Here is a 12,858-nt window from a genome sequence, read left to right on the forward strand (position 1 = left end):
GACATCAAAATTATATAGTGATAATTACTCACCTCTTTAGATAAATTTATGAAAATAGAAGTTAAAGACAATAATATTGAACAAGCACTTAGAGTTCTTAAAAGAAAACTACAACGTGATGGTTTTTTTAAAGTGATTAAACTTAAAAGTGTTTATGAAAAACCGTCTGAAAAGAAAAAAAGAATTTTACAAGAAAATGTAAAAAGAGTTAAAAAGTTAAATAAACTTAAGAATAGAATATAAATATACCGCGGGGTGGAGCAGTCTGGTAGCTCGTCAGGCTCATAACCTGAAGGTCGGCGGTTCAAATCCGTCCCCCGCAACCAATCCCAGCAACACTTTTTTGATTTAGATAACGTTCAAAAAATAATTTGTCCACACTATATACTCACTCGGAGTCAAAAATCTGTTTTAGTTAGTTGCAAAGTGGTAGATGAAATACATAATTTCAAATATTATTACTATTTTAAGTATCGACATATAATTTTATTTGACAATGTAAATAAGGTCATAGTATGGCTAGAAATTATCTTTAAATATATAAATAAAAGTTAAAACTATAAGAACTATGATAATCCAAATAGTAAGATAAGTTAATAGTTGTTTTAATTTTGAATTAGATTGTAAAAAAGCAGGAAGAACCAATAAGAGAACTCCTATCATATAAACTACAGGTATTATCTGATCCATAATCCAAGATTAACAAATCTAAAATCAAGTGTCTAGATGGTTGGGGTGGTATTAGCTTACAGTTTTAACCTTTTAAAACTATAGCAATATAACTACACAAGAAAAAAGCTGACAAACCAGCAAGATATTTTGTTTCCCTAGTTTTTCCAAATTTCTTATACTGAATTACACTTAATAAAATAAATGATATCGAGGTAATCAAAAAATATATTGGTTCAATAATTCCATCTAATGGAGTCATAAATGAATTATACGATATTTTTAATTGGGAATCTAGATGCAGGATCGTCGCTAGTTACTCTTATAAAATTTTTATTTTGAAAAGACCTTAAAGATTTTTAGTTATATCCTCTGTCATTTTTTTTGCATCTGCAAACAGCATCAAAGTATTTTCTCTATAAAAAAGATCATTATCAATGCCAGCATATCCGGGAGATAAACTTCTTTTCACAAATAATACAGATTTACATTTTTCTACATCTAAAACGGGCATGCCATAAATCGGACTTTGTGGATCAGTTTTTGCTACTGGGTTTGTTACATCGTTTGCACCTATAACAAAAGCAACATCTGCATTAGCAAAATCATTGTTAATTTCTTCTAGCTCAAAAACTTCATCGTAAGGCACGTTTGCTTCAGCCAATAACACATTCATATGTCCTGGCATTCTTCCTGCAACTGGGTGAATTGCATATGAAACTTTAATATCATTTTTTTTTAGTGTATCCACCATTTCTCTTAGAGCGTGCTGCGCCTGTGCTACCGCCATTCCATAACCTGGTACAATTATAACTGATGATGCATTTTTCATCAAAAATGCAGCGTCTTCAGCATTGCCACTTTTGACTGGTTTTTGTTCTTTATTCCCAGCTGAAGCAGATTGTTCTGTGGCCCCAAATCCTCCTAAAATTACATTGAAGAAAGAACGGTTCATGCCTTTACACATAATATATGATAAAATTGCACCTGAAGAACCTACTAAAGCTCCTGTAATTATTAATGCAGTATTTTCTAAAGTAAATCCAATTCCTGCAGCAGCCCAACCAGAATATGAATTTAACATTGAGATAACTACCGGCATATCTGCTCCTCCAATTGGAATTATTAATAAAAAACCAATTAAAAAAGAAATAGCTATTAAAATCCAGAATAGATCTGAAGATTGTGTTGAACATAAAAGATAAGTTATGACTATGATAGATGTTAATAACAACGCGTTAAGAGGGTGCTGTCCTTTAAATGTAATTGGCGATCCAGACATTATTCCTTGAAGTTTTAAAAAAGCAATTACAGAACCTGAAAATGTTATTGCTCCAACAGCTGCACCAATCGACATTTCGATTAAACTTCCAAGCTTAATATTGCCAGGAGTCCCAAGATTAAATGCATCTGGATTTAAAAAAGCTGCTATTGCAACAAACACTGCCGCAAGACCCACAAGACTATGAAATCCAGCTACAAGTTCAGGCATAGCCGTCATTGGTATTTTGTATGCTATGAAAGCACCAATTAAACCACCTATTAAAAGAAAAATTAAAACGTAAACAAAACCACTAGAAAAATTTCCTATAGATAGAAATGTAGCTGTTATTGCAATCACCATTCCTATAATACCAAAGAAATTACCTTGCCTTGAAGTTTCAGGTGATGAAAGACCTCTTAATGCTAAAATAAATAATACACCTGAAATTAAATAAAAAATCGCTGATATGTTTGGTGATATCATTATTTATCTCTCTTTTTTTTTTTATACATGGCAAGCATTCTTTGAGTAACTAAAAAGCCTCCAAAAATATTTATTGCTGCTAAGGATATAGCTAAAAATCCAAAAATACTTGATGTGTTAAAAATAGTTTCAGAATTCCCAGCCAAACCAGCAATAATAGCTCCAACAATTATTACTGATGAGATAGCATTTGTAACTGACATTAATGGTGTATGTAATGATGGAGTGACACTCCAAACAACATAATATCCAATAAAAATCGATAGGATAAAAATACTTAGTCTAAATATAAAGGGATCTATTTCCATAATCTTATTTAATTAAAGTTTTCTCTATTATTTCATCTTCTAAATTAATATTAATTTTTTTATTTTCTTTATCATATAGATTTGTAACAAAATTAAATAAATTTTTGGCATACAAACTTGAAGCAGAGATCGGAAGTTTGTTTAATATGTTTGTTTCACCCATAATTCTTACACCATCTTTATTAATTATTTTGTCTACTTCAGAATAAGCTGTATTGCCCCCCTGGACTGCTGCTAAATCATAAATAACTGATCCTGTTTGCATATTTGTAATCATATTATCTTTAATAATTACTGGTGCTTTTTTTCCTGGTATCAAAGCAGTGCATATTACAATATCAATTTTTTTTAGTGTTTCTCTCAAAAGTTCTTCTTGTTTTTTTTTGAAATCTTCTGAGGTTTCTTTTGCATATCCTCCCTCTGTTTCAAGATTTTCTGAACCTTCTACTGTTAGGAATTTTCCACCTAAACTTTCAACTTGTTCTTTAGATGCCATTCTAACATCTGTTGCAAAAACTATTGCTCCCATTCTTTTTGCTGTTGCAATTGCTTGTAATCCAGCAACTCCTGCTCCAACAACTAAAACTTTTGCTGCAGGAACAGTTCCTGCTGCTGTCATCATCATTGGAATGGCCTTTTCAAAATTTGCAAATGATTCAATAACTGCTTTATAACCAGCAAGGTTAGCTTGTGATGAAAGTATATCCATAGATTGTGCTCTTGTTATTCTTGGTAATAATTCTAAAGAAAAGATGTTAATTTTATTTTTGACTAAATTTTCTATTTTTTCTTTATTTTTGTAAGGGTTTAAAACACCTATTAATATTTGATTTTTTTTGATTAAAGAAATCTTATCATCTGATGGGAGTCCTAATTGAACAATGATATCACCACTATTTATAATTTCTTTTTCATCTTTATATATTTTTACACCTAATTCTTTGTATTCATCATCTCTAAAACCTAAGTGCTCACCATAGTTTTCAGATATAGATAATTCAAAACCAAGAGCTATATATTTTTTGGCAATTTCAGGAGTAATTGCTATTCTTCTTTCAAATTTTATATCTTCTGAAACTGAGACGATTTTCATTATTAGATCTTATAACAAGAATACTGCCATTAGAACTAAAACAGCTATTACCGCGACAGTTCCCCACAATACGAATTTAGTGAAATTATTCCAAGTGCTTTTATGGTTTTCATTATCCATAAAAATTACTTCTGTCTTGCTTTAAACTTTGGGTTTGTTTTATTAATTATATACACTCTTCCTCTTCTTCTAACTAATTTAGAGTTAAGGTCTCTTTTTTTTAGTGATTTTAATGAGCTTTTAATTTTCATAATTTTTCTTTATAGCCGGCAATGTCCTACTCTTCCGTGTCTTAAGACAAAGTACCATTGGCGCTGAAGGGCTTGACTTCCGAGTTCGGAATGGGATCGGGTATTACCCCTTCGCAATAATCACCGGCGAGAGAGTTATACCTAATTAAAACATATTGTAAACAGTGAAATATTCTAATTTTTAAGGTTTTTTTTGAATTTTTCTACATATTCTTTAAGACTTATTCTACCAAAAATTTTATAAACTTTATTGGAAAGATTCATATTTGTCAAAGCTGAGGCATATCTCTCTCCACTTCTGGGGGATAACATTTTAACTTTACTACCAAATAGTTTAGCGACTTCTAAAATTGTATAATCTTTTTTGCTAGAAATACTGTAATGACGACATCTATTTTTTTTCCAAGCATCAAAACAAACTTTAACTGTATCATTAATATGTGTAAATTTTCTGGATTGTGTTCCAGGTTTTACTACGGTCAAAGGTTTTTTTTTTATATAAGCTTCTTCGAATATTCCTATGACTGTTGCCATTTTACCTTTAGAAATTTGATTTAATCCATAGACATTATAAAAATATATTATTTCATATTTCATTTTAAACCACTTTTTTAAGTTTTCTAATAATTCTAGGTTAATGGATTTTGTAAATGCATATGGTGATAGATCTTTATCTCTTCCTTTGTTTCCCAAACTTGCAGATGTTGCTGAATATATTAATTTAATTTTATTTTTCAAACAAAAGTTAAAAACAGCATGAGATCCTACAGTATTAGAGTCTATACACTTATCCATATTTAAAAAACTTTGATATATTCTTGAGAATTCACCGAAATGAAAAATTACAGAAATTTTTCTTATTTTTGAATTAAGTATTAGAGAAATATTTTTAGTATTCCCTTTTATATATTTTACTCTTTTGTGCTTGATTTGATTTTTTTTTAACCCTGACGAATAATTATCTAAACTTATTATATTTTGCTTCGTATTTCTCAATAAAAAAATAACAAGATTTGAACCAACAAAACCTGCACCACCAGTAACTACTATAGTATTTTTCATTATTTGTATTTGTTTATATAAGATTCGTAAGTTTTTAAAATTTGTTTTGGCAAATTAAACTCTGGCTTCCAGCCATATTTCTTAGCCAAAGAAATATCTAAAACTTTTCTAGGTGTACCATTAGGTTTTGAAAGATCATATTTAATTCCAATTTTTCTATTTGGAGCAATAATGCTTATAAACATTTTAGCATATTCTTTTATTGAGTAATCCTTTCCACTACCAATGTTTAATACAGGGACTTTTGTTTTTTTATTCATAAAATAAATACATGCTTTGGCTAATTCATCTACATATAAAATTTCTCTCTTAGCTTTTCCGTTTCCCCACAACACAATAAATTTTTTTTTCTTTATTTTTGCTTCGTGGATTTTTTTAATTAAAGAGGGTACAAAATGTGAATTTAGCGTGTGATAATTATCGTTAGGGCCAAATGTATTTGTAGGCATCAAACATCTGTAATTAGTTTTATATTGTTCATTATAACTATCGCACATTTTTATGCCTGCTATTTTTGCAATAGCATAAGCATCATTGGTTTTTTCTAACTTTCCATCTAATAAATACTCTTCTTTGATTGGCTGTTTACTTTTTTTTGGATAAATACAACTTGAACCTAAAAAAATTAAATTTTTTATTCCACATAAAAACGCTGAATGTATTAAATTTGATTGAATCATCAAATTTTCATAAATATATTGACCTTTATATTTACTGTTTGAATATATACCTCCAACCTTTGCTGCTGCTATAATAATAAAATCTGGTTTTTTTTTTTTTAAAAAATTTAAAACTTTTTTTTGATCTACTAAATCTAATTGGACACGTGTTGCTTTTATAATATTTTTAAAACCTTTTTTTTTTAATTCTCTTATAATTGCACTTCCAACTAAGCCATTATGACCTGCTACATAAATCTTTGACTTATAATGCATTTTTATCTAGACTTCTAAGTTCAGAACTCACCATATCACTAACTAGATTTTGGATATTTGTTTTTGCCTTCCAATTTAATTCTTTTTTAGCTTTATTTGGGTTGCCTAACAAAGTATCTACTTCTAACGGTCTATAATATTCTTTATCACACGCAACAATACATTTGCCACTCTCTGTGTAGCATTTTGAGCTTATTCCTTTACCCTTCCATTTAAATTTGATGTTGAGCTCTTTCAAAACTAAATTTACAAATTGTTTTACAGAAAATTGTTTTCCTGTAGCAATCACATAATCATCTGGTGTTTTTTTTTGTAACATTCTCCACATTGCATCAACATAATCTTTAGCGTGACCCCAGTCTCGTTTTGCTTCTAAATTTCCCAAATATAATTTATCTTGCAGGCCCAGCTTGATTTTACATAAAGCAATTACTATTTTTCTAGTAACAAATGTTTCTCCTCTTCTTGGGCTCTCATGATTAAATAAAATTCCATTGCAGGCAAAAATATTATATGCCTCTCTGTAGTTTATTGTTATCCAATGAGCATATACCTTTGCAACTCCATATGGGCTTCTTGGATAAAATGCTGTTTTTTCTGTTTGCGGTACCTCCTGAACCTTTCCAAACATTTCTGATGTTCCTGCTTGATAAAATTTAGTTAATTTTTCAAAACCATGAAACTTTATAGCTTCCAGAATTCTGAGAGCACCGACAGCATCTGCATTTGCAGTGTATTCTGGCACTTCAAAAGATACTGAAACATGAGATTGTGCAGCTAAATTATATATTTCTGCAGGTTTAATTTTTTTTATTAAAGATGATACAGATATTGCATCAGTAACATCTCCATAATGTAAAAAAAAATTTTTTTTATTTGCAAAAGGGTCTTGATAGATATGATCTATTCTGCCTGTATTAAAAGATGAAGACCTTCTTTTTACTCCATGAACTAGATAGCCTTTCTTAATTAAAAATTCAGCCAAGTATGAACCATCTTGTCCTGTGACACCAAAAATAAGAGCAGTTTTTTTTTTCATTATTAATAAGTTTTATATAGTTTTTTTGTAATATATATAGTCAAAAGATTTTCTAAGTGGCATCTTAATTTTAAAAACTTGATGAAATCCATTTACATTTAAATGATCATGTATTTCTGAAAATTTGTAGCTTTTTTTTATCATATTATCATAATGGTGTTCGAAATAAATATAATTTACCAGATTAATACTATCTTCAAGTCCTTTTAAAACTTCAAGCTCATAGCCCTCTGTATCAATTTTAAGTATATCAATTTTCAATAAATTTTTTTCTTTAATAAAGTTATTGAGTTTGATTTGAGGAACAAAAATTTTCTTAATAAAAAAGTTTTTTTTAGTAAATAAAGAAAGTATTTTATTTTTTCTCTTAAAATATGAAGAGTCCTGATCTATAAAATTAAATGTGGAAGAATTACTCTCAGATAGCTCATTAAATAACTTTTTTTCATTGGAGTTTCCTACTCCAGTATTAAAAATCTCTATATTGGTTTGGTTGTATTGTTTTCTTATTTTATCTATTTTGATTTCGAGTGTTGTGTAGGTATTTTTACTTGCTTCAAAAGAATAAATATTTTTGATTTTAAAATTTTTTAAGAAACTATCTATTGTCTCACCTTTGTGAGCCCCAACATCAATCAATGTGTCATATTCTATATTTTGATTACCTTTAAAAAAGGTAATTATTTTTCTTTGGTAAAAAAAATCAATACCTTTTAATAGTAGATTAAATATAATTTTCATTTTTCATCTCTATAATAAACATATTTATTATATAACAATTTTACTTTTAAATAATCCTCTGAACATGCTTTGGATTTTTTTTTTATATAACATTCATTTAAATTATGTATTCTTTGAAAAATTTTAAAATTTTGCTCTACTTTTCTTGGATAGGCACTTTCTAAAATATTATAATTATAGAGAACATATTCATTACTTAGTCTTGATGTATTTCTACCAAGAAAAATAATAACTGACAATAATAAAACAAGATAAACTTTTTTTTTTAATAATTTTCGCTCAAGAAAAAATTTACTTAAAAATATCGAAGTGGGTATAAATGTTAACAAAGCAATTAAATGATATCCACCATACCTTAAAGTTGGTAATGTACAAAACCAAACTAATGTTAAAAAAATCAATATAATGTAAGTAAGTGAAAATTTAGGTCTTTGAAATTTTTTAATTTTTTTTGAAAAAAAAATTAAAAAAATAAATAAGTTTAAAAAAACAACTGCTAATAAAAAATCGGAAACTTTATTAAAAAAATATCTATCAATCCAATTACTAATCCAGTTGAAATTTTGAATATAAAGTTCTGGGTTATCAACACGATAATTTGGATTAGCACCTGCTTTAGCCCATTGTTGATACCATAAATTCATTTTATCAACTTCACTTATGGGTATCGACCAAATAAAATTTTCAAAACATAAAACTTTGACAGGATATAACAAACATCCCGTATTAAAAAAATTTACACTTATTAATGCAACTAATACAAATAAACAAAGGTACATCACTATGTTTTTGAAAAAAAAAGTTATGGAAATATTTCTACTTAAAAAATATAAGATTAACGGAAGCAACAATAATCCATATAAAATATAAAAAGTTTTTAAAGAAATAATAAGTGTTATTAGTACTAAAAATTTCAAAAATAAATATTTGTTAGTATCCTTTTTTTTGTTTGTTAAAAAAAACAATTCAACAATTGTTACAATAATCAAAATCATTGCAGAACGATCTGTTCCATGTTCAGCAAGTCGATAAAAAAATATGTTAATAAAGATTAAAGAGAAGAGCGATAAATACAATAAGTATGAAGAGCTTCCATTCTTTAGTTGGTCTTTAATTTTATTATACAAAATAATATTTGAAAATCCCATAAAATATACTGGTGATAAATGAAACAAAGAATAATTTGAAAAAGGTAGGTTAAATAAAGATGATAAATAAAAAATTGATGAATGTGTTCTAAACCCATGTACAAAATTTCCCAAACCAATCATATTTGAAAATTCAGTTAAAAGATGAGTATACGGAAAATGATAAGCAGGGAAATCATCATGATTTTTACTTACAAATATAAAAATCATTAAAATTAAAAAAATAATTAATAATTTTTTAATATTTTTTTGAATTATGATGTTACTCCAATTAATACAAAAATTTACAAATCCAATTACAAGTAATATGGAATTAAATATTTCAGTATGTGATAAAAAAAAACTTGAAAGATATGAAATAAATATAAGGATAAAAATTCCATATATTCCTATAAATCCTATGTCTTTGTCGTGTGATTTTAAAAAGTATTGATTAAATAATATGCCATAACCAACTATAGAAAATGTAATTATCCAGTAATAAAATGATAAAGTTATAAATTCAAACATTATTTAATTAATTGTTTTGTTTGTTTAATAAATAAACAATTGCTTTAGTTATATAAAAATCATAATTTTTTTTATATGGAATCTTGTATTTTTTAAAAATATCGCAGATAAAATAATGTGCATCTAATCTTTTTATCCACCATTTATTAGAAAATTTTTTAATTTGAGACATAATACCATCTGAAACTTTTCTATACACAGTAATTATTTCCTCGGTAACAAAAAAATTTTTATAAATAATTTTAGATAAGCTTGTAATTCTAAAATCAATTTCTAAAAGGGGGTAATTATCAAATAACTGTTTTTCTAAAATAGTTTTAAAGAATGATCTTTTAATGCTAATTGAGCTGGTTGGATGTGTTGTTGGCCAAATATATTTAGAATATTTGTTTTTTATTTTAAAGTAATTAATATTACTGTTAATTAAAATTTTAGGTTTGTCAAAAACTACCTCGATTTCCTTTTTTTTAGAAAAAATTGTCTTTAGCTTTTCTAATTTATTATTCTCAAAATAGTCATCTGCATCAAGTAAACAAGCAACCTCACCCTTGGATATTTGAAATGCTTTTTTTAATAGATCTATTTGATTTACTGAAGAATAGTCACTACTTTTGAACACTTTTTTAATAATTATATTTTTTTCATATTTTTTTAGAATTGTATCAGTGCCATCGTTTGAATGATTATCAATTAAAATAATTTCAAAATTTTTATATGTTTGTTCCAAACATGATTGTATGCATTTTTCTATATAATTGACTTTGTTATAACTACTTATAAGAATTGAAAATTTCATAATTATTATAATAATATTTAATTATGACTTTTTTTGTTTAAAACTATGAAACTTTTAGCCATAATAATTTTGTATAAATTTAGTAATAATATAATAATGATCTAAATCAATGAACAATACAGTAAATATAAAGAAAATCTTTAATAATTTAACGCTTGTTGTCCCTGCAAAAGAAGACACAGATTGTTTATTACATGTACTAAGGGAACTTGAAGATTTTGATATTGAAAAAATTATAATCATACCAGAAAACGACAAATTATCTGTTGATTGGAAATTTGATAAAATGAAGATTATTAATCAAAGTGGTGAAGGCTATGGTAACGCTTTGATAGACGGTATTAAAGAGGTAAAAACAGATTTTTTTTGTATATTTAACGCAGATGGCTCATTTCAACCAATGGAGCTAGAGGGAATGTTAAACTTAACAAAAAAATTTGATTTTGTTTTTGGATCTAGATATTTAAAAAATGCTAAAAGTGATGATGATACAATAATAACCTATTTGGGAAATTTTATTTTTTCAATGCTGGGAAGAATTTTTTTTAATATTAAGTTATCAGATATTTTATACACCTTTGTATTGTGCAATACAGAAAAAACAAAAGTACTAAATTTAGCAAGTAATGATTTTGGTTTTTGCATTGAACTTCCAATAAAAATCAATAGAAAAAAATTTACCTATATTGATGTTGCTTCACATGAGAGAAAAAGAATTTCAGGTGAAAAAAATGTAAATGAATTTATTGATGGCTTTAAGATACTATTTAAAATGATTAAGTTTTTTTTTAATAATAAAATATAAAAACATATAAATAATAATATTAAGAAATATGGCTAAAACTAAAAATTTAGTAAATGAGTAGTAATTATAGAAAATTGCAAATATCAAAAATATAAATAAATTTATCAAAGTTCCTGTTATCGTATTTAAATATTTTTTCTCAAAGAATTTGTTATGAACAAAAAATTGATAAATTAATTGATGTAAGTGGCCCTGATCTGCTTTGGCCAAATCACTTTTAAAAAAAACTCTTCTTAGTATAGAGAATAAATTTTCAAATGCTGGGTACCATAATAACAAACAAATAAAATAAGGAGAAACAGTTAAATTCATTGAAAAAAAATCTAAGATAAAAAATGCAGTAAAAAAAGATATTAAGTATGAACCTGCATCTCCTAGATAAATCTTATTAAAAAAATTAAACATATATACAGTGCATAAAAAAATTAATAAATAAAAAATATTTGGGTTCAAGTTTAAATTAAATTGAATTGATGTTGTTATGATGACTCCCATAACTAAAATATAATAACCTAAAATTAAAGTATTAACTCCATCTAAAAAGTTGCTTCCATTAATCAATATTAAAATACAAAATATAGTAAATAATATAGAAAAAAATTTAATTTCCAAAATATCTCTAATAAAATTAATTCTTAGATCCGTGATAGCTAAATTTTGGTTTAATACCAATAAAAGCAAAACAATAAGAAACTGAATAATAAATCTAAACTTAGGAGAATTAAATTTATTAGTATCAGAAAGTATACCTACGATTAACATGCAGCCTCCAAGTATTTTTAAAACATAGAGCTCATGGTCTAAAAAAACTACAGAACATATAAAGATAATAATTCCTCCACACAAAACTGTTTTAGATGAAGAAAAAATACTTGTTAGTCTCTTGTGCGATGAAGTATTAACTTTGTCTATTAACCAATTTTTTTTTTTGAGAAAATGCAACATGACAAATGATAAAAGTATAGAAAAAATAAAAGCATATGAAAAACTATTTATTAAATTCATAGATATCGTTTTTTTAAAAAATTAAGAGACAAAATAAATACACAATATAAAGATTTAATATAATTAAATTTTAAGTGTTTATTATAGATTAATAAAGCATCATGTATTTTTTGGAACGTTGAGCTTGAAAGAGAATTTTCTGTTTTTCTCCATTTCATCAATACTTTATTAATTCCCATCATTTTAATTTTTTTTTTAGATAAATTTAACCATAATAAATAATCTTCTTTAGTTTTTAAGGAAGAAAAATTACATATTTTTAAAACATCAGATTTTAACATAACTGACGACAATCCAATATCACATGAAAATAAAAGCTCTTTAAACTTAACTTGTTTGGGTGATTTTATTTCTTTTAATATTTTCATTTCTTCATTGATAATCAAATAATTTGTGTATGAAAAGTCGACTTTTTTTTTTTTCATGAATTCAATTTGATTTTTAATTTTATCTTTATGCCAAATATCATCTGCATCAAGAAATGCTATAAATTTTCCACTAGATTTTGATATACCTTTATTTCTTGACATACCGGCGCCCAGATTCCTCTTATTGATAATAATTTTTTTACTTCTAATTTTTTTAAGTTCAAAATTTATAAAATTGAGGTCTGATCTATCTACATCATCATAAATTAAAACTATTTCTAATTTTTTATAAGTCTGTTTTTTAATTGAGTCGATAGTTTTTCTAAAAAATCTACTTTTTTTAAAATATGGTACTATAACTGAAACTAAATCATTCATATT

Annotated in this window: 16 protein-coding genes, 1 tRNA gene and 1 rRNA gene; 3 read left to right on the top strand and 15 right to left on the bottom strand. The window is 26.2% G+C overall.

Annotation, left to right across the window (positions count from 1 at the left end; genetic code table 11):
• Positions 1-48 precede the first annotated feature (48 nt).
• Positions 49-243, top strand: a complete 195-nt coding sequence (gene rpsU / locus VP91_RS00880) for a 30S ribosomal protein S21 (protein WP_169035566.1) — start codon at positions 49-51, stop codon at positions 241-243.
• 6 nt (positions 244-249) lie between these two features.
• Positions 250-326: transfer RNA gene (locus tag VP91_RS00885), tRNA-Met, on the top strand.
• Positions 327-754: 428 nt separating this feature from the next.
• Here the strand turns inward: VP91_RS00885 and VP91_RS00890 are convergent.
• The 13 genes from VP91_RS00890 to VP91_RS00950 form a co-directional block, all read right to left on the bottom strand.
• Positions 755-931: a hypothetical protein gene (locus tag VP91_RS00890; RefSeq protein WP_169035567.1), complete on the bottom strand. Its 177-nt coding sequence runs from the start codon at positions 929-931 to the stop codon at positions 755-757.
• An 87-nt stretch (positions 932-1,018) separates the two neighbouring features.
• Positions 1,019-2,416, bottom strand: coding sequence for an NAD(P)(+) transhydrogenase (Re/Si-specific) subunit beta (locus VP91_RS00895; RefSeq protein ID WP_211181490.1), 1,398 nt, complete (start codon positions 2,414-2,416; stop codon positions 1,019-1,021).
• Positions 2,416-2,724, bottom strand: a complete 309-nt coding sequence (locus VP91_RS00900) for a proton-translocating transhydrogenase family protein (protein WP_169035568.1) — start codon at positions 2,722-2,724, stop codon at positions 2,416-2,418. Before VP91_RS00900 ends, VP91_RS00895 begins: the two co-directional genes overlap by 1 nt.
• Positions 2,725-2,728: 4 nt before the next feature.
• A complete protein-coding gene (locus tag VP91_RS00905; protein ID WP_169035569.1) occupies positions 2,729-3,817 on the bottom strand; it encodes a Re/Si-specific NAD(P)(+) transhydrogenase subunit alpha in 1,089 nt (362 codons plus the stop codon).
• Between the two features lie 9 nt (positions 3,818-3,826).
• The gene (locus tag VP91_RS06950) at positions 3,827-3,937 is read right to left on the bottom strand and encodes an aa3-type cytochrome c oxidase subunit IV (protein ID WP_169035570.1); all 111 of its coding nucleotides are present in this window, start codon (positions 3,935-3,937) and stop codon (positions 3,827-3,829) included.
• A gap of 5 nt (positions 3,938-3,942) precedes the next feature.
• Positions 3,943-4,068 (bottom strand): type B 50S ribosomal protein L36, encoded by a 126-nt coding sequence (gene ykgO, locus VP91_RS00915; RefSeq protein WP_006997331.1) that lies wholly within the window; start codon positions 4,066-4,068, stop codon positions 3,943-3,945.
• 13 nt (positions 4,069-4,081) lie between these two features.
• Positions 4,082-4,196: ribosomal RNA gene (rrf, locus tag VP91_RS00920) — 5S ribosomal RNA — on the bottom strand.
• 46 nt (positions 4,197-4,242) lie between these two features.
• On the bottom strand, positions 4,243-5,130 hold the full coding sequence (locus VP91_RS00925; RefSeq protein ID WP_169035571.1) for an NAD-dependent epimerase/dehydratase family protein: 888 nt from the start codon (positions 5,128-5,130) through the stop codon (positions 4,243-4,245).
• Entirely contained in the window at positions 5,130-6,065 is a 936-nt protein-coding gene (locus VP91_RS00930; protein WP_169035572.1) for a GDP-L-fucose synthase family protein, read from the bottom strand. Before VP91_RS00930 ends, VP91_RS00925 begins: the two co-directional genes overlap by 1 nt.
• On the bottom strand, positions 6,055-7,104 hold the full coding sequence (gene gmd, locus VP91_RS00935) for a GDP-mannose 4,6-dehydratase (protein WP_169035573.1): 1,050 nt from the start codon (positions 7,102-7,104) through the stop codon (positions 6,055-6,057). The genes VP91_RS00930 and gmd overlap by 11 nt, the downstream gene beginning before the upstream one ends.
• A gap of 12 nt (positions 7,105-7,116) precedes the next feature.
• On the bottom strand, positions 7,117-7,845 hold the full coding sequence (locus VP91_RS00940; protein ID WP_169035574.1) for an FkbM family methyltransferase: 729 nt from the start codon (positions 7,843-7,845) through the stop codon (positions 7,117-7,119).
• Positions 7,842-9,503 carry an LIC_10190 family membrane protein gene (locus tag VP91_RS00945; protein WP_169035575.1) on the bottom strand — a complete coding sequence of 554 codons (1,662 nt, stop codon included), beginning with the start codon at positions 9,501-9,503 and terminating at the stop codon, positions 7,842-7,844. Before VP91_RS00945 ends, VP91_RS00940 begins: the two co-directional genes overlap by 4 nt.
• 7 nt (positions 9,504-9,510) lie before the next feature.
• Entirely contained in the window at positions 9,511-10,299 is a 789-nt protein-coding gene (locus tag VP91_RS00950) for a glycosyltransferase (RefSeq protein WP_169035576.1), read from the bottom strand.
• A 109-nt stretch (positions 10,300-10,408) separates the two neighbouring features.
• Here VP91_RS00950 and VP91_RS00955 point away from each other — a divergent pair, with 109 nt between their 5' ends.
• A complete protein-coding gene (locus VP91_RS00955; protein ID WP_169035577.1) occupies positions 10,409-11,104 on the top strand; it encodes a glycosyltransferase in 696 nt (231 codons plus the stop codon).
• Here the strand turns inward: VP91_RS00955 and VP91_RS00960 are convergent.
• Both VP91_RS00960 and VP91_RS00965 read right to left on the bottom strand, forming a co-directional pair.
• Positions 11,063-12,109: a hypothetical protein gene (locus VP91_RS00960; protein ID WP_169035578.1), complete on the bottom strand. Its 1,047-nt coding sequence runs from the start codon at positions 12,107-12,109 to the stop codon at positions 11,063-11,065. The genes VP91_RS00955 and VP91_RS00960 overlap by 42 nt on opposite strands.
• The gene (locus VP91_RS00965) at positions 12,106-12,855 is read right to left on the bottom strand and encodes a glycosyltransferase family 2 protein (protein WP_169035579.1); all 750 of its coding nucleotides are present in this window, start codon (positions 12,853-12,855) and stop codon (positions 12,106-12,108) included. Before VP91_RS00965 ends, VP91_RS00960 begins: the two co-directional genes overlap by 4 nt.
• Positions 12,856-12,858 lie beyond the last annotated feature (3 nt).

Origin of the sequence: Candidatus Pelagibacter communis (assembly GCF_012932795.1) — a bacterium.
GTDB classification, from domain to species: Bacteria; Pseudomonadota; Alphaproteobacteria; order Pelagibacterales; family Pelagibacteraceae; genus Pelagibacter; species Pelagibacter ubique_S.